General features: G+C 72.9%; 13 protein-coding genes. 10 read left to right on the top strand and 3 right to left on the bottom strand.

The annotated features are described in order from the left end of the window. Positions 1-39 precede the first annotated feature (39 nt). Positions 40-246 carry a hypothetical protein gene (locus AC07D6_RS19720; RefSeq protein WP_479046009.1) on the top strand — a complete coding sequence of 69 codons (207 nt, stop codon included), beginning with the start codon at positions 40-42 and terminating at the stop codon, positions 244-246. Here the strand turns inward: AC07D6_RS19720 and AC07D6_RS19715 are convergent. Continuing rightward, the gene (locus AC07D6_RS19715) at positions 224-1,741 is read right to left on the bottom strand and encodes an MFS transporter (RefSeq protein WP_479046206.1); all 1,518 of its coding nucleotides are present in this window, start codon (positions 1,739-1,741) and stop codon (positions 224-226) included. The two genes, AC07D6_RS19720 and AC07D6_RS19715, sit on opposite strands and share 23 nt — an antisense overlap. An 888-nt stretch (positions 1,742-2,629) precedes the next feature. Between AC07D6_RS19715 and mfd the strand changes: the two genes are divergently transcribed. Further along, positions 2,630-6,160, top strand: coding sequence for a transcription-repair coupling factor (mfd, locus tag AC07D6_RS19710; protein ID WP_479046007.1), 3,531 nt, complete (start codon positions 2,630-2,632; stop codon positions 6,158-6,160). Positions 6,161-6,375: 215 nt separating this feature from the next. Here the strand turns inward: mfd and AC07D6_RS19705 are convergent, their stop codons facing one another. Next, positions 6,376-7,347, bottom strand: a complete 972-nt coding sequence (locus tag AC07D6_RS19705; RefSeq protein WP_479046005.1) for an NAD-dependent epimerase/dehydratase family protein — start codon at positions 7,345-7,347, stop codon at positions 6,376-6,378. A gap of 171 nt (positions 7,348-7,518) precedes the next feature. Further along, positions 7,519-8,424, bottom strand: a complete 906-nt coding sequence (locus AC07D6_RS19700) for a ScbA/BarX family gamma-butyrolactone biosynthesis protein (protein ID WP_479046003.1) — start codon at positions 8,422-8,424, stop codon at positions 7,519-7,521. A gap of 234 nt (positions 8,425-8,658) precedes the next feature. On the opposite strand from AC07D6_RS19700, the gene AC07D6_RS19695 reads away from it, so the two are divergent. The 8 genes from AC07D6_RS19695 (at position 8,659) to metK (ending at position 17,140) form a co-directional block, all read left to right on the top strand. Beyond that, a complete protein-coding gene (locus AC07D6_RS19695) occupies positions 8,659-9,285 on the top strand; it encodes a ScbR family autoregulator-binding transcription factor (protein ID WP_315880863.1) in 627 nt (208 codons plus the stop codon). Positions 9,286-9,657: 372 nt separating this feature from the next. After that, the gene (locus tag AC07D6_RS19690; protein ID WP_479045998.1) at positions 9,658-10,869 is read left to right on the top strand and encodes an MFS transporter; all 1,212 of its coding nucleotides are present in this window, start codon (positions 9,658-9,660) and stop codon (positions 10,867-10,869) included. A gap of 82 nt (positions 10,870-10,951) precedes the next feature. Continuing rightward, entirely contained in the window at positions 10,952-12,157 is a 1,206-nt protein-coding gene (gene hemA / locus AC07D6_RS19685; protein WP_315880865.1) for a 5-aminolevulinate synthase, read from the top strand. A 72-nt stretch (positions 12,158-12,229) separates the two neighbouring features. Beyond that, positions 12,230-13,072, top strand: a complete 843-nt coding sequence (locus AC07D6_RS19680) for a TauD/TfdA dioxygenase family protein (protein ID WP_479045994.1) — start codon at positions 12,230-12,232, stop codon at positions 13,070-13,072. A 2-nt stretch (positions 13,073-13,074) separates the two neighbouring features. Continuing rightward, complete coding sequence (locus tag AC07D6_RS19675; RefSeq protein ID WP_315880867.1) at positions 13,075-14,085, top strand: 3-oxoacyl-ACP synthase III family protein; 1,011 nt, start codon at positions 13,075-13,077, stop codon at positions 14,083-14,085. Continuing rightward, on the top strand, positions 14,085-14,876 hold the full coding sequence (locus AC07D6_RS19670; RefSeq protein ID WP_479045991.1) for a class I SAM-dependent methyltransferase: 792 nt from the start codon (positions 14,085-14,087) through the stop codon (positions 14,874-14,876). Before AC07D6_RS19675 ends, AC07D6_RS19670 begins: the two co-directional genes overlap by 1 nt. Next, positions 14,873-15,733: a GNAT family N-acetyltransferase gene (locus AC07D6_RS19665; RefSeq protein ID WP_479045988.1), complete on the top strand. Its 861-nt coding sequence runs from the start codon at positions 14,873-14,875 to the stop codon at positions 15,731-15,733. Before AC07D6_RS19670 ends, AC07D6_RS19665 begins: the two co-directional genes overlap by 4 nt. A gap of 183 nt (positions 15,734-15,916) precedes the next feature. Then, a complete protein-coding gene (metK, locus tag AC07D6_RS19660; RefSeq protein WP_479045985.1) occupies positions 15,917-17,140 on the top strand; it encodes a methionine adenosyltransferase in 1,224 nt (407 codons plus the stop codon). Positions 17,141-17,174: the final 34 nt, after the last annotated feature.

Raw genomic sequence — 17,174 nt, 5'->3', positions numbered from 1 at the left:
GTGCCCGGTTCTCCCCGGAGCGGTACCCGCGTTGGATGGATGCCAGCCGGACGGGGCCCGCCCGGCGCCCGGGTCCTGGACACCGCCCGGATGAAGGTCGCCGTCGTCGCCGGGCCGCCCGGCCGGGGCGGCTGGTACCCGCTGGCCGGGGTCTACGGCGACGCGTCGTGGAGGGCCCGGGCGCGGACCCTCGTCCCGCTGCCCGCGCCGCGCGGTGACGGCGTCAGTCCCCGTCCGGCTCCGTGAGGAGCGGGAAGCGGCGCGGCGCCACGAGCAGGAGGGCCAGGACGGCCAGGCCCGCTGCCGCCGCCGCGCCCAGGTACACGTACTCGACCGCCGTGTCCACGGCGCGGCGCAGGGTCTCCGAGGCGGCCGGGGACAGGGCGCCCGGGTCGTCCAGGGCGCGGGCCGCCGTGTCCAGGTCGCCGCCCGAGGGGCCGAGGCGGGAGGTGAGCACCGCGTTGGCGACGGCGCCGAACAGGGCCGCGCCCACGCTCTGGCCGATCTGGCGGCAGAACAGCACCGACCCCGTCGCCGTGCCCCTCTCCGACCAGCCGACCGTCGACTGGACACCCACGAGCAGCGGCAGCTGGAACAGGCCCAGGGCCGCGCCCAGCAGCAGCATCAGCAGCGCCGGCTGCCAGGGCTCGCCCGGGTACGGCAGGAACGGGAACACCAGCAGCGTCACCATCGCCAGCGACATGCCGATCACCGCCGACTGCCGGAACCCGACCCGCCGGTACACGTGGTGCGACAGCGACGCGCTCACCGGCCAGCTCAGGATCATCACCGACAGGACGAACCCGGCCGCCACCGGCCCGAGGCCCAGCACCGCCTGCGCGTACGTCGGCAGGAACACCGACGGCGCCACCATCAGCAGCCCCAGCGCGCCCAGCGCCAGGTTCACCGAGGCGATCGTGCGCCGCCGCCACACCCAGCCCGGCACGATCGGCTCCGCCGCCCGCCGCTCCACCAGCACCGTCAGGGCGACGAGGAGCGCGCCCGCCCCGAACAGCCCCAGCGACGGCACCGACAGCCAGGGCCACGCCACGCCGCCCTGCACCAGCGCCGTCAGCACCACCGCGCCGGACGCGAATACCAGCAGGGCGCCCGGCCAGTCCACCCGCGCCCGCTCCGGCCGCCCCGTGCGGCGGGGTTCCACCAGGTAGCGGGCCACCAGCCACAGGGCGAGACCGCCCACCGGGACGTTCACCAGGAAGATCCAGCGCCAGTCCGCGTACGTCGTGAGCAGCCCGCCCACCGCCGGTCCCGCCACCGCGGACGCCGCCCACACGCCCGACAGCCGGGCCTGGATCCGCGGCCGGTCCTTCAGCGGGTACAGGTCCGCGGCGATCGTCTGCACGGTGCCCTGCAGCGCCCCGCCGCCCAGGCCCTGGAGCACCCGGAACGCGATCAGCGACGCCATGTTCCACGCCGCGGCGCACAGCAGCGAGCCGACCAGGAACAGCACGATGCCCGTGATGAGGACCGGTTTCCGGCCGTACGTGTCGGAGAGCCGCCCGTACACGGGGATGGTGACCGTGACGGCGAGGAGGTAGCCGGAGAACAGCCACGAGAACAGGGAGAAGCCGCCCAGGTCGCCCACGATCTGCGGCACCGCCGTCGCGATCACCGTGCCGTCCAGCGCGGCCAGCGCCACCGACAGCATCATCGCCGCCACGACCGGGCCCCGGCGGAGCGGCTTCTCCGGGGACGGCGCCGCTCGGTCGGCGGCCGGTATCCGGTCGGCGGCCGGTGCTCGGTCGGCGGCCGGTGCTCGGTCGGTGGCCGGTGCTCGGTCGGTGGCCAGGGCCTGCGGGGCGTCCTCCCCCGTGCCCACGCCCTCCGCGCCCGTCCCGTTCGCGCCCGTTCCGTTCGCGCCGGTACCGTTCGGGCCCGTCCCGACCGTGCCCGCCTCGCTCGGGCCCGTCCCGTCCGCGCCCGTCCTGTTCGTGCCCTCCACCACGTGCGTCCCTCCCCTCACGGCATTTCCACCTGACACCCTCTCACCGGGCGGTCCCGGAAAACAGGTGGGGAGGATCCGGCGCGGGCTGGTACCCATGGAGGTGGACCGCTCCTCCGCGGGGTCCTCCACGGGGGTGGGGACCTCGTGGGGGTGTTCCTCCCCCTTCCTCCGCCCGGTTCGTCCGCGTGCGGAATCCGAGGCCCCCCGGAACACCCTCGGGACTCCTCTGGGCCTTCCCTCGGGACTCCACCGGGGTTCCCCTGAGATCCTCCGGGTCTTCCGTCGGATTCCGCCCGTGCGGGAGGATGTCCTTGTTCTTCGTCCTTCCTCTTTCGGCCCGTTCCGTTGTCCCGGCCCCCGCTCCGGTTCGCACCCGGCCCCCGCTCCGGCCCGCACCCAGCCCCGCTCCGGTTCGCACCTCGGCCCCACTCCGCCCCCCCTCGCTCCGCCCCCCGCTCCGGCCCGCACCCGGTCCGCGCCCCGCCCGTACTCCGGCGCGCGCCCGAGGCGGCGCCCCGCCCCGCACCCCGGCCGCGCCCCCCGCCCGGCCTTCCTGGCGCGGGCACCACCGTGCGGGCGTAGGCTGAGAGGACCCCGGCCCGTTCTTCGCGTCGGGTCTTTCGCGTTGCCCACCCCCCTCACGAACCCGGGACGGAAAGCTCCATGAGCCTGCACGGTCTCCTCGATGCCGTCGTCAAGGACCCCGCCCTCGCCGAAGCCGTCAAGGCGGCCACCGGCGGGCACCGGGCCCACGTGGACCTGGTCGGCCCCCCGGCGGCGCGGCCCTTCGCGGTGGCGGCGCTGGCCAGGGACGCCGGGCGGACCGTGCTGGCGGTGACCGCGACCGGCCGGGAGGCCGAGGACCTGGCCGCCGCGCTGCGCAGCCTGCTCGACCCCGACCGCGTCGTGGAGTACCCGGCCTGGGAGACCCTGCCGCACGAGCGGCTGTCCCCGCGCAGCGACACGGTCGGGCGGCGCCTCGCCGTGCTGCGCCGCCTCGCGCACCCGTCGCCGGACGACCCCGCGGCCGGCCCCGTGCAGGTGGTCGTCGCGCCGATCCGCTCCGTACTCCAACCGCAGGTCAAGGGCCTTGGCGACCTGGAGCCGGTCAGTTTGCGGACCGGGGAGAGCGCCGACCTGGGCACGGTCGTCGAGGGACTGGCCGCCGCCGCGTACCAGCGGGTGGAGCTGGTGGAGAAGCGCGGCGAGTTCGCCGTGCGCGGCGGCATCCTCGACGTGTTCCCGCCGACCGAGGAGCACCCCCTGCGCGTCGAGTTCTGGGGCGACGACGTCGAGGAGATCCGCTACTTCAAGGTCGCCGACCAGCGGTCCCTGGAGGTCGCCGAACACGGGCTGTGGGCGCCGCCCTGCCGGGAGCTGCTGCTGACCGGGCAGGTCAGGGAGCGGGCCGCCGCGCTCGCCGAGGCCCACCCGGAGCTGGGCGAACTCCTCAGCAAGATCGCCGAGGGGATCGCCGTGGAGGGCATGGAGTCCCTCGCCCCCGTCCTCGTCGACGACATGGAGCTGCTGCTGGACGTGCTGCCGCAGGGTTCCATGGCCGTCGTCTGCGACCCGGAGCGGGTACGGACCCGGGCCGCCGACCTGGTCGCCACGTCCCAGGAGTTCCTCCAGGCGTCGTGGGCGGCCACGGCGGGCGGGGGAGAGGCCCCGATCGACGTGGACGCCGCGTCCCTGTGGTCCATCGCGGACGTACGGGACCGGGCGCGCGAGCTGGGCATGCCCTGGTGGTCGGTGTCGCCGTTCGCGCCCGACGCCGAGCTGGAGCAGGACACGATCCAGCTCGGCATGCGCGCCCCGGAGGCGTACCGGGGCGACACGGCGCGCGCGCTGGCCGACACGAAGGGCTGGCTCGCGGACGGCTGGCGCACCGTCTTCGTGACGGAGGCGCACGGCCCGGCGGCCCGTACGGTCGAGGTGCTCGGCGGCGAGGGCGTCGCGGCCCGCCTCGACGCGGACCTGACGGAGATCACCCCGTCCGTCGTGCACGTGGCGTGCGGTTCCGTCGAGCACGGCTTCGTCGACGCGGGCCTGAAGCTGGCCGTGCTGACGGAGACCGACCTGTCGGGGCAGAAGGCCGCGGGCAAGGACGGCCGCCGCATGCCGACGCGCCGCCGCAAGACGATCGACCCGCTCACCCTGGAGGCGGGCGACTACATCGTCCACGAGCAGCACGGCGTCGGCCGGTACATCGAGATGGTGCAGCGGACGGTGCAGGGCGCCACCCGCGAGTACCTGCTCGTCGAGTACGCGCCCGCCAAGCGCGGCCAGCCCGGCGACCGGCTGTACATCCCGACCGACCAGCTGGAGCAGGTCACCAAGTACGTCGGCGGCGAGGCCCCGACCCTGCACCGGCTCGGCGGCGCCGACTGGACCAAGACGAAGGCGCGCGCGAAGAAGGCCGTCAAGGAGATCGCCGCCGACCTGATCAAGCTGTACTCGGCGCGGATGGCGGCGCCCGGCCACGCCTTCGGCCCCGACACGCCGTGGCAGCGGGAGCTGGAGGACGCCTTCCCGTACGTGGAGACGCCCGACCAGCTCTCGACGATCGCCGAGGTGAAGGAGGACATGGAGAAGTCGGTCCCGATGGACCGGCTGATCTGCGGCGACGTCGGCTACGGCAAGACGGAGATCGCCGTGCGGGCCGCCTTCAAGGCCGTGCAGGACGGCAAGCAGGTCGCCGTCCTCGTCCCGACGACGCTCCTCGTGCAGCAGCACTTCGGCACGTTCTCGGAGCGGTACGCGCAGTTCCCCGTCGTGGTGAGGGCCCTGTCGCGGTTCCAGTCGGACGCGGAGGCGAAGGCGACGCTGGAGGGGCTGCGGGAGGGCTCCGTCGACGTGGTCATCGGCACGCACCGGCTGTTCTCGTCCGAGACGAAGTTCAAGGACCTGGGCCTGGTCATCGTCGACGAGGAGCAGCGCTTCGGCGTCGAGCACAAGGAGCAGTTGAAGAAGCTCCGCGCCAACGTCGACGTGCTGACGATGTCCGCGACGCCCATCCCGCGCACGCTGGAGATGGCCGTCACCGGCATCCGCGAGATGTCGACGATCACCACGCCGCCCGAGGAGCGGCACCCGGTCCTCACGTTCGTCGGCCCGTACGAGGAGAAGCAGATCGGCGCCGCGATCCGCCGCGAACTGCTCCGCGAGGGCCAGGTGTTCTACATCCACAACCGCGTCGAGTCCATCGACCGGGCCGCCGCCCGCCTCCGCGAGATCGTGCCCGAGGCACGGATCGCGACGGCGCACGGCCAGATGTCGGAGCAGGCGCTGGAGCAGGTCGTCGTGGACTTCTGGGAGAAGAAGTTCGACGTGCTCGTGTCGACGACGATCGTCGAGTCCGGCATCGACATCTCCAACGCCAACACGCTGATCGTGGAGCGCGGCGACAACTTCGGCCTGTCGCAGCTGCACCAGTTGCGCGGCCGCGTCGGCCGGGGCCGCGAGCGCGGGTACGCGTACTTCCTGTACCCGCCGGAGAAGCCGCTCACCGAGACCGCCCACGAGCGCCTCGCGACGATCGCCCAGCACACCGAGATGGGCGCCGGCATGTACGTCGCCATGAAGGACCTGGAGATCCGCGGCGCGGGCAACCTCCTGGGCGGCGAGCAGTCCGGCCACATCGCCGGCGTCGGCTTCGACCTGTACGTCCGCATGGTGGGCGAGGCCGTCGCGGACTACCGGGCGTCCCTGGAGGGCGGCGCGGAGGAGGAGCCGCCGCTGGAGGTCAAGATCGAGCTGCCGGTCGACGCGCACGTCCCGCACGACTACGCGCCCGGCGAGCGGCTGCGCCTCCAGGCGTACCGGGCGATCGCCTCCGCCAACTCGGAGGAGGACATCAAGGCCGTCCGCGAGGAGCTGGTGGACCGGTACGGCAAGCTGCCCGAGCCGGTCGAGAACCTGCTCCTCGTGGCGGGCCTGCGGATGCTGGCGCGGGCGTGCGGGGTCGGCGAGATCGTGTTGCAGGGCAACAGCGTCCGCTTCGCCCCCGTCGAGCTGCGCGAGTCGCAGGAGCTGCGCCTGAAGCGGCTGCACCCGCGGACGGTGATCAAGGCCCCGGCCCGCCAGATCCTGGTGCCCCGCCCGACGACGGGCACGATCGGCGGCAAGCCGGTGGTGGGCCGCGAACTGCTGGCGTGGACGGGGGAGTTCCTGACGACGATCCTCGGCTCGTAGCCGGGAGGCGGTGGCGGGGCGTCGGAGGCGGGGCGTCGGAGGTGGGGCGGGGCCGCCCGGCCGCTCCGGCGCACCACCGGCGCGGCGGCCGGACGGCGCCGGCCGGTGCGGTCGGGCGGTACGACCGGACGCCGAGGTCGGACGGTGCGGTCGGACGGTGTGACCGGGCGGTGCGGTCGGACGGTGCGGTCGGGCGGTGTGACCGGGCGGTGCGGTCAGGCGGTGCGGTCCGCCGTCGCGTACTGCTCGCGGTACCAGGCGGCGTGCCCCGCGAAGCCCTCCGCGAACGGGCGGCCCGGCGCGCGTCCCAGCTCCTCCCACAGGGCGGTGCTCGCGAACCAGTGGTCGCTCACCAGCATGTCCAGGGTGTGCGTGGACACGCCCCGCGCGGCCAGCCGCTCGCACGCCTCCGCGTAGTCGACGCTCTCCGCCGGCCAGGGCACCCCGCAGGCACCGGCGGCAGCCCGTACGAGGTCGTCGGCGCGTACGGGGTCGGGGTGGTTGGCGTGGTGGACCGTGTCGCGCAGCCGGCCCTCCGGGGCCAGCGCGACGGCCACCAGCGCGCCGGCGAGCGCGTCGACGTCGATGACGGACAGCCGGGCCCGCTCCCACTCCCGTACGCGCGCCCCCAGCACCCCCAGGAGCCGCAGCAGCCCGGGGACGACCCACCGGTCACCGGCGCCGTACACCAGGTGCGGGCGCAGGACGTGCCCGCCCGCGGCGCGCACCAGGTCCTCGGCGGCGGCGCGGGTCCGGGACGTCTCCGACAGCGGGGCGCGCTCCAGGTCGGCGGCCTCGGCCCGTACGAAGCTGCCGCGCCCGTACACGGCGGCGGTGCTCAGGTACACGACGCGGGCCACACCGGCCCGCCGGGCCTCGTCGAGCAGGGCCGCGGTGCCGTCGACGTTGACGGCGCGGCACAGTTCGTCGGGACCCCCGATGTGCGAGGCGCAGTGCAGCAGCACGTCGACGCCGTCGCACAGGCCGCGCAGCGTCCCGGGGCGGGTGAGGTCGCCCGTGACGTTCTCGACGCCGGGCCCCCGCGGCACGACGGGCCGCCGGTGCGCCACCAGCCGCAGCCTCGGCCGCCGCGCCCCGCCGGCGTGCCGCGCGTGCTCCACGACCCGGCTGCCGACGAACCCGCCGGCTCCGGTGACCAGGACGGTGGGGGCCAGGGAACTCGTCACGTACGCGCGCCTCTCGTTACGGCTCGGCTTGTCTCACTCACTGTGGCGCGGACCGGCGGCCCGGGCCCCCCGGCCCGGGCCACCGGCCCGCTGGACTCCGGACCCCACCCCCCGGGAGGGCCCGGACCACCGCACCCCGCTCCCCGTCCGGCGGGTGGGTGGGACCGGAGGTCAGACCAGGGGCCAGGCCGTGACCGTGCTGGCGAAGACCTGCTGGTCGCGCTGGCGGCCCGTGACCTCGACCGTGGGGCGGCCGAGGGCGTCGGGGGCGCCGGGGACGGCCTCGATCCAGCAGGGGGCGTCGAACTCGGCGTAGTTCTCGTACACCGTGCTGACGGCGATCGGCAGGATCGGGTGCGGGCTCACCGCCTGGGCCGCCTGGCGGGCGGCCTCCAGCAGGACCATGCCCGGCACGTGGTCGACCGGGTGGTCGAACAGGATCGGGTGGGTGGTGTCGGCGCGCAGCAGCCAGCGGCGCGGGGACCGCCCGGCGGGCGCCTCGGACACCGCGGGTCCCTCGGGCGCCGCGGACAGGACCACGTCGCGGGCGCGGTCGCGGCCGACGATGGCCGGGTCGACGGGCGGCGGGAGCTCGCCGTCCGGGAGGAAGGAGCGGTCGCCGCGCAGCCTGCGGTAGGCGCTGGGGGTGACGCAGTTGAAGGAGGCCCCGCCGGTGGCGACGGGCTCGCCGTCGCGCAGGACGCTCGCGCTGTAGCGCATCCTGCTCAGCTCGCCGCGGCGCCGGGTGATGTCGCGGCACGTGACGTGCAGTTCGAGCTCCGTGGGGACCGGTTCGGCGGCCACGGCCTCGGGGGAGGCCGAGAAGGTGAGGTCCCACATCAGGAACTGGTGCCCGAGGGGGACGCCGTACGCGGCGTGGGAGAGGAGCGACCCGGTCTGGCGAATCGTTTCTGCTAGCAGCATCGGGTCCTGGTGGGCGCCCTGCGTCACGAAGAGCGCGTGGGCCCGGGGCCACTGCGCCCGGACGGTGAAGGCGTCGGGGCCCCTCTTCGTCCAGTCGGTGAGGAAGACCTCGGCCATGGCGGCGCGGTGGACGTACTGGCGCGGAACGGTCATGGTGAGGTTCTCGCTCGCGTCCGGGAGCCGGGGTTGTGGCACGGTGGGTGTCAACCGCGGAGCCGAGGGAGTGCCGGCCTCAGCGGTGTGCGACAGCGTTTGCATGCAGGACTCGTTTCCCCGTGGATGAGCAGAAGATCTTGGCAAGGTCGGGCACACCTGAGATTGCCTGATTCGCCGACTTAAGATACAGACAAGGCTGTTTGGATTGTCAACCAATACGGGAGTGTGCCGATGGCGCTGCAAGAGCGTGGGATCAGGACGCGGCGGCTGATCCTTGAGGCGGCGGCCGAGGTCTTCGCCCAAAGCGGTTACGAGGGCGCGAGCACCACGGCGATCCTGGCGCGCGCCGGACTGACCAGGGGCGCCCTCTACCATCACTTCTCCTCCAAGGAGGCCATCGCCGCGGCCCTGGTGGACGCCCAGACGCAGGCGCTCGTGGCGCCCGAGCGCCCGACGAAGCTGCAGTCGCTGATCGACCTCACGCTCCGCTTCGCGCACGGCCTCCAGCACGACCCCGTCCTGCAGGCCAGTGTCCGGCTCACCGTGGAGCAGACCTCCTTCCGCGACGGCAAGGTCATCGCGTACCAGCGCTCGGCCGAGGTCATCCTGGAGATCCTCCGCGACGCGGAGGCGCGCGGCGAGCTCCTGCCCGGCCTGGAGGTCGAGGACGTCGCACAGCTCATCGTGGGTGCCTTCACCGGTTTGCAGCTCATGTCGCAGCTCTACACGAACCGCGAGGACCTGACGCACCGGGTCGCCGTCATGTGGCGCTGCATGCTCCCCGGGATCGCCGCGCCGGGCCTCGTGGCGCACCTCAGGACCCAACTGCGCGCGGGTGGTCTCGAAAAGGCGGAGTGACGCGCCGCCGGTGACGACCGGCTGAACGCCGCGTGGCTGTGTGAACACTTCTTCAAGGGTGGGTGACTACCCCGATAACCGTGCACTCCTGTCTGGTTGTCGGTGGGACGATCGCCCACCTCAGTCTTTTTGCCTTGAACTTTCTCGCTAGATAAGGGGCAATACGGGCAAAGCGAACCTGATTTCCCTGTCATGGGCTGTCTCATCCGCGTTGACAAGCAGACAAGTCTGTTTGTAGCGTCCACCTCAGAACGGGAGCCGCACGGTCCCTCCGACCGCGGCTCCTCTCGCACGTGCAGTCCACCCCAGCGCGTCCCGACCTTCCCGATCGGATGACGCGGAGCTGTCACGCGGAACGAAGAGGTAATGCGGATGCCGCTCGCACTTGTCGCGCTCACCTTGAGCACCTTCGGAATCGGAACCACCGAGTTCGTCATCATGGGACTGCTGTCCGATGTCGCCGACGACCTGTCGGTCTCCGTGTCCGGGGCCGGCTATCTCATCTCCGGATACGCGCTGGGCGTCGTCATCGGCGGACCGCTCCTGGTCTCCGCCGGTATCCGCCTGCCGAGGAAGGCCGTCCTGCTCGGACTCATGGGCATCTTCATCGCGGGCAACCTGCTGTCCGCGCTGTCCCCGGGCTACGAGGTCCTGATGGCCGGCCGCATCGTCACGGCCACCTGCCACGGGTCCTTCATCGGCCTCGCGTCCGTCGTCGCCGCCGACCTCGTCGAGGCGTCGAAGAAGGCGCGCGCCGTGTCCATGGTGTTCGCGGGCGGCGCCATCGCGAACGTCGTGGGCGCCCCGCTCGGCACCTGGGTCGGCCAGCACTTCGGCTGGCGGGCCACGTTCTGGATGCTCGTCGTCATCGGCGCGATCGGCTTCGTCGGCATCATGGTGCTGCTCCCGGCCCAGCGCGGCGCGCAGACCGCCGGCCTCCGCCAGGAGATCGCCGTCTTCCGCCGCCCGCAGGTGCTCATCGCCCTCGCCATGACCGCCTTCAGCCTCGGCGCGCTGTTCACCTCGTTCACGTACGTGGCACCCCTGCTCACCGAGGTCACCGGGTACGCCTCCGCGGCCATCGCCCCGCTGCTGGTGCTGTTCGGCGCCGGCCTGGTCGCGGGCAACACGATCGGCGGCCGGTTCGCCGACCGGGCCCTGCTGCCCACGCTCGGCGTCGCGCTCGCCGCCCTGACGCTCACCCTCGCCCTCTTCTCCGCCACCGCGCACAACAAGGTGCTGGCGGCGATCACGCTCGTCCTCATGGGCGCGGCCGGGTTCGCGACCGTACCCGGCCTGATGACCCGGGTCATCAGCAAGGCCGAGGGCGCGCCCACCCTCGCCGCCGTCGTCACCGTCTCGGCCTCCAACGTCGGCATCGCCGCCGGTGCCTACCTCGGCGGCCTGGCCATCGACGCCGGCTACGGCTACACCTCGCCCAACTGGATCGGCGCCCTTCTCGCGGCCGCCGCCCTCGCCCTGACCATCCTGTCCGGCGCGCTGGAGAAGAAGCCCGCGCCGCAGACCACCGCGGACGGCGCGGCCCCCGAGGGCGCGGCGGTGCGGCCCGGCACCTCCGGCTGAGCCTCCGGACCGCCGGCCGCCACCCCGCCTCCCCAGCGGAACCGCCTCCCCAGCGGACACGACACCGAAGGACCGCCACACCATGACCGCCAGTCCTGTCACGGCGCCCCAACCGGCGTTCGTCACCTTCAGCGAGAAGCTGCGGCTCATGAAGAGCAACGGCCTGTACCGCAGCTACTTCCCGACCGCCCACATGTCCACCAGCCCCGGGCAGACCCTGCACGAGGGCGAAGAGATCGAAGTCTGGTGCACCAACGACTACCTCGGACTCAGCCAGCACCCCGAGCTGATCCGGGCGCAGATCGACTCCACCGCCCGGCACGGCACCAGCATGGGCGGCTCCCGCAACATCGCGGGCACCAGCACCACCCACGCCGAGCTGGAGGAGCGGCTGGCCCGCTGGCACGGCAAGGAGCGCGCACTCGTGTTCTCCAGCGGGTACGTGGCGAACTTCGAGTCGCTCAGCGTGCTGCTGTCCGAGATACCCGGCATCGTCGCCTTCTCCGACGAGAACAACCACCGCTCCCTCATCGAGGGCATCCGCCGCTCCCAGTGCGAGAAGCGGATCTTCCCGCACAACGACGTGGACGCCCTGGAGGAGCAGCTCGCCGCGTGTGACCCGGACCAGCCCAAGCTGATCGTCTTCGAGTCGGTGTACTCCATGGACGCCGACATGTCGCCGGTCTCCCGGATCTGCGACCTGGCCGAGCGGTACAACGCCCTGACGTACCTCGACGAGACCCACGCCATCGGCGCGATGGGGCCGACCGGCGCCGGGCTGTGCGAGGCCATCGGCGAGACCCGGCCCACCTTCGTCCAGGGCGTCTTCGGCAAGGCGCTCGGCACCGTCGGCGGCTACGTCGCGGGCCCCGACACGGCCGTGGACTTCATCCGCTCGCACGCCCCCGGCTTCATCTTCACCACCTCGCTCCCGCAGGCGTGCATGGACGCCACGCTCAAGGCGCTGGAGCTCGTGCAGGACGGCGAAGGGCTGCGCCGCCGGCTGACCGACAGGTCCCTGCGGATGAAGGCCGCCCTGCGGGAGCGGGACATCCCCTTCCTGGACGCCGCGCACCACATCATCCCGGTGATGATCCCCGGCAGCGAGCGGGTGCGCAGGGTCACCGACCTGCTGCTGGAGAAGCACCGGATCTACGTCCAGCCCATCAACTTCCCGTCCGTGCCGCTCGGCACCGAGCGGTTGCGGGTCACCGTCCCGCCGTACCGGACGGACGAACAGATCGACGGTTTCGCACAGGCCCTACAGGAGTGCCTCGCCAACGCCTGACCGTGCGCGCCCGGCGCACCCGACCGGCGCGCACACGCCTGACGCGAACGCTGACCAGTTAAGGAGACCGTTGTGGACATCAAGGAGATCACTCCCTTCATCGGCGCGGAGATCACGGGCATCACCTACGAGGACTTCGCCGACCAGGCGACCGTCGACGCCTTCGTGGACGCGGTCAACCAGCGCGAACTCGTCGTGATCCGCGGCTTCGAGATAACGCCGCAGCAGCAGGTGGCCCTCGCCGGCCGCCTGGGCACCCCCGTCCCGTTCGTGATCCAGAAGTACCGGCACCCGGAGGTGCCGGAGATCATGATCTCCTCGAACGAGAAGAAGAACGACAAGCCCGTCGGCGTGGCCCGGGTCGGCAACTTCTGGCACCAGGACTCGTCGTTCGTCGCCGACCCCGCCCCGTACACGATGCTGCACGGCGTCAACGTGCCGAGCACCACCGGCCACACCCTCTTCGCCAGCGCCGTCGACGTCTACGACCGGCTCCCCGACGAGTGGAAGAACAAGATCGCCGGACGCAACGGCATCCACACCGTCGCCAAGCGGCTGCGCATCCGCGAGGAGCACGTGGGCCTGTCCGTCGCCGAGTTCCGGGCGTGGATCGACATCGAGCACCCCAAGGTCGAGCACCCCCTCGTCGTCAAGGACCCGTACACCGGCCGCGAGTACCTGTACGGCGCCCCGGAGTACATGGACAGCGTCGTCGGCTTCGACGCCAACGAGAACGAGGCGTTCTTCGCCCTCGTGGACTCCCTCATCCAGGACGAGGACCACGTCTACACGCACCGCTGGACGCCCAACGACCTCGTCGTGTGGAAGACGCAGACCACGCTGCACGCCGCGACGGACGTCGAGCCCGGCGTCCCCCGCACGGTGCACCGGGTCAGCATCGCCGCCCGGGCCTGACCGTGAGCGGTATAGCCGACATAGAGGTCGTCCTGCCCGCGTCGAGCGTCAGCATGACCGAGGCGGCCCGGTCCTCCGGCGTGGACCTCGCCGACATCCTGAAGATCACCCACAGCGAGAGCTTCCCCGCGCTCGCCGAGGACGAGCCCTCCTGGGAACTGGCCCGGGAGGCCGGCCGCAGGATCCTCGACCGGACGGGACTCGGCCCCGACGACGTCCAGCAGGTCATCTACGCCGGCTCGGGCGAGTGGGACGTCCCCTTCTGGTCGCCGGCCGCGAAGGTGGCGGACGCGCTGGGCATCCGGCGCGCCCACTGCTACGAGATCACCAACTTCTGCAACGCCGGACTGACCGCGATCCGCGTCGGCGTCCACGAGATCCTGCTGGGCCGTGCCGAGAACGTCCTCGTCCTCATCGCCGACCGGCTCAGCAGGATGGTCGACTACGACGACCCCGACTCCAAGGCGCTGTTCAACTACGGCGACTCGGCCGCCGCCGTGCTGCTGTCCCGGGAGTCCACCGCCTTCCGGCTCCTGCACTCCGCGATGCGGACCGACCCCAGCTGGTCCGACTACTACAAGGGCGAGATCCGTGACGGGCGCGTCGTCATCCGGCGCGACGCGCACCGCCCGGGACTCGCCACCGCCTACGTCGACAACTTCACCGCGCTCATGGACGACACCCTCTCCGCCCTCGGCCGGAAGGTGTCCGACATCGACTACTTCCTGATCAACCAGGGGGACCGGTCGATGCACGAGCGGCTGCTGCGCGAGACCGGCATCCCGCCCGAGCGCAGCGTCTTCAACTACCACCGGCTGGGCCACATGGGCGGCGCCGACACGATGATCGCGCTGCGCGACCTGCTGGACGGGAAGCGCCTGCACCGCGGTGACCTCATCCTGCTGGCCACCAGCGGCATGGGGTTCAGCTGGGGGATCACCGCCCTGGAATACCAACTCGGCGTACCTGCCGCACAGCTCGTCGCCGGCCGCCACGAGGAAGAGGGAATGTGATGAAGCACGACCCCTACGGCACGGGAGTCCTCAGCAAGGACATCCCCGAGGAGCGCGAGCGCCTCGAACTGCTCCAGCAGGCCCTGGACCCGGTGAGCACCAAGGCGCTGGCCGCCCTGCCGCTCGGAGAGTCGCCCCGCTGCCTCGACCTGGCCTCCGGCGCGGGCTCCGTCTCGTACTGGCTGGCCGACCGCTTCCCCGGCGGCACCGTCACGTCCGCCGACATCGACGCCCGCTACCTCGACGAGGACTACGCGCCGAACCTGCGCGTCCACCACTTCGACATGCGCGTGGACGACTTCCCCGCCGAGTCCTTCGACGTCATCCACGCCCGCTCCGTGCTCAAGCACATACCGGAGCGCGACGAGGTGCTCGCCCGGATGTACAAGTGGCTCGCGCCCGGCGGCTGGCTGGTGATCGTGGACGGCTACTGGTTCCCGTCCGACGAGACCGCGCACCCCGAGTGGTCCAAGCCCATGGACGCCATCGTGCGGCAGATGAACTCGCAGGGCGGCGACATGCGGTGGACGCGCAAGCTGCCGTCGACCATCGCCCGCCTCGGCCTCACCGACGTCACCGTCGACCTGGCGCCGTCCCTCGGCGGTTGGGACGGCTGGGGCGCGCAGGGCCACCGCTGGATCCGCCCGACGATCCGCCAGACCGGACCCACGCTCGTGGAGAAGGGCTACCTCTCCCAGGAGGAGGTCGACCGCTACCTCGAACTGCCGGACGGCCCCGACTTCGCCGAGTGGTTCGGGGTGATCGCCGCGGTCTCGGGCCGCCGCCCGTGACCGTCGCCGTCGCCGAGGTCCACCGGCTGGACCGCGCGGCCCTGCCCGCCTGCCTCGCGCTGGCGCGGGGCCGCGGCTGGCCCGCCGAGGTCCGCGCCTGGGACCTGCTCTTCGAGGCCGGCGCCGTGTACGGCGCGTACGCGGCGGCGGGCACGGCCGCCGGGGCCGGCGAACTGGCCGGTGCGGTGGGGGCGGTCCGGTACGGGACCGCCGTCACCACCATCGGCGGGATGCTGGTCGCCGAACCGCACGCCGGCCGGGGCCTGGGCACGCGGCTGCTGCGGCACGCCCTCGACCGGGCGCCCGCCGACACGGTGTGGCTCACCGCCACCCCCCAGGGCCGCCCCCTCTACGAGCGGTTCGGGTTCCGGGAGATCGGCACCCTGGTGCGCTGCGCCGGCACGCCCGCCCCGGCGGCGGCCGGGGACGGCGACCCGACCCGCGCGGCGGGACCCGACGACCTCCCGGGCATCGTCGCCCTGGACGGCGAGGTCTTCGGCGCCGACCGGGCCGGAATGCTGCGCCACCTCTTCTCCGTCGCCGCGCGGACCCGGGTCGTCGACGGGCCGCGCGGCCCCCGCGGGTACGCCATGGCCTGGGACGCGGTCGGCGCGACCGCCATCGGGCCCGTCGTCGCCGACGACCCGGAGACGGCCGCGGCCCTGCTGGCCGGGCTCACCGCCCGGGCCGGGGGGCCGGTCCGGTTCGACGTCGACGCCGAGCAGCACGCGCTGCTGGCCTGGGCGCGCCGGCGGGGCCTGCGCCGGGCCGTCTCCACCACCGTCATGATCCACGGGCGGCCCCTGCCGGGCGACAGGTCCCGCCTGTTCACCCCGGCCACCGGCGCGCTCGGCTGACCCGTCCGCCCCGCTCGGCCCGACCGTCCCCACCGCCCCGCCCGTTCTGCCAGTCCGCCCCGAGCTCCGGGCCCTCAGGTTCTTCCTCTCCCCCGCGGCCCTGAGGGCCCGGTATCCCCCGTACCGCTCCGCCCCTTCCCCCGTACGCCGACCCACCCCGACCCACCCCGACGAGGAGACGTCATGCCCTCCCGGCTGTTCACTTCCGAGTCCGTCACCGAAGGCCACCCCGACAAGATCGCCGACCAGATCAGCGACACGATCCTCGACGCCCTCCTGGCCGAGGACCCCGCCGCCCGCGTCGCCGTCGAGACCCTCATCACCACCGGCCAGGTGCACGTGGCCGGCGAGGTGACGACCACCGCGTACGCCGACATCCCCGCCCTCGTCCGCGCCAAGGTCCTGGAGATCGGCTACGACTCGTCCGCGAAGGGCTTCGACGGCGCGTCCTGCGGCGTCTCGGTCTCCCTCGGCTCGCAGTCCCCGGACATCGCCCAGGGCGTCGACCTCGCCTACGAGGCGCGCGTGCCCGGAGCCCTCAGCCAGTGCGAGGCCGACGGCATCGCCCTCCAGGGCGCCGGTGACCAGGGCCTGATGTTCGGGTACGCCACGGACGAGACGCCCGAGCTGATGCCGCTGCCGATCCACCTCGCCCACCGCCTGTCGCGCCGCCTGACCGACGTGCGCAAGGACGGCACCGTCCCCTACCTGCGCCCCGACGGCAAGACGCAGGTCACCATCGAGTACCAGGGCAGCCGCCCGATGCGCCTCGACACGGTCGTCGTCTCCTCGCAGCACGCCGCCGGCGTCGACCTGGACGGGCTGCTCACCCCCGACGTCCGCGACCACGTCGTCACCCCGGTCCTCAAGGAGCTCGCCGAGCGCGGCATCGAACTGGAGACCGACGGCTACCGGCTCCTGGTCAACCCCACGGGCCGGTTCGAGATCGGCGGACCGATGGGCGACGCGGGGCTCACCGGCCGGAAGATCATCATCGACACGTACGGCGGCATGGCCCGCCACGGCGGTGGCGCGTTCTCCGGCAAGGACCCCTCCAAGGTCGACCGGTCGGCCGCGTACGCGATGCGCTGGGTCGCCAAGAACGTCGTGGCCGCCGGGCTCGCCCGCCGCTGTGAGGTCCAGGTCGCCTACGCCATCGGCAAGGCCGAGCCGGTGAGCGTCTTCCTGGAGACCTTCGGCACGGCCCGCGTCGCGGTGCACCGCATCTACCGGGCGGTCGAGGAGGTCTTCGACCTGCGCCCGGCCGCCATCGTCCGCGACCTGGACCTGCTGCGGCCGATCTACGCCCGGACCGCGGCGTACGGCCACTTCGGCCGCGAGGACGAGGGCTTCACGTGGGAGCGCACCGACCGCGTCGAGGCCCTGCGCGCGGCCGCCGGCATCTGACCCCGCCCCTCCGCACCCGCTCCGAGGAGAAGAC

The organism is Streptomyces sp. NPDC045287 (assembly GCF_056432325.1).
The sequence above is the reverse complement of the archived record's forward strand: the minus strand, read 5'-3'. Positions and strand labels throughout refer to the sequence as shown.

What these genes read in the sequence shown, in the direction of transcription:
- AC07D6_RS19670 (WP_479045991.1), top strand. Translation starts at nt 14,085, where the DNA reads ATGAAGCACGACCCCTACGGCACGGGAGTCCTCAGCAAGGACATCCCC.
- mfd (WP_479046007.1), top strand. Translation starts at nt 2,630, where the DNA reads ATGAGCCTGCACGGTCTCCTCGATGCCGTCGTCAAGGACCCCGCCCTC.
- metK (WP_479045985.1), top strand. Translation starts at nt 15,917, where the DNA reads ATGCCCTCCCGGCTGTTCACTTCCGAGTCCGTCACCGAAGGCCACCCC.
- AC07D6_RS19695 (WP_315880863.1), top strand. Translation starts at nt 8,659, where the DNA reads ATGGCGCTGCAAGAGCGTGGGATCAGGACGCGGCGGCTGATCCTTGAG.
- AC07D6_RS19700 (WP_479046003.1), bottom strand. Translation starts at nt 8,424, where the DNA reads ATGACCGTTCCGCGCCAGTACGTCCACCGCGCCGCCATGGCCGAGGTC.
- AC07D6_RS19690 (WP_479045998.1), top strand. Translation starts at nt 9,658, where the DNA reads ATGCCGCTCGCACTTGTCGCGCTCACCTTGAGCACCTTCGGAATCGGA.
- hemA (WP_315880865.1), top strand. Translation starts at nt 10,952, where the DNA reads ATGACCGCCAGTCCTGTCACGGCGCCCCAACCGGCGTTCGTCACCTTC.
- AC07D6_RS19720 (WP_479046009.1), top strand. Translation starts at nt 40, where the DNA reads ATGCCAGCCGGACGGGGCCCGCCCGGCGCCCGGGTCCTGGACACCGCC.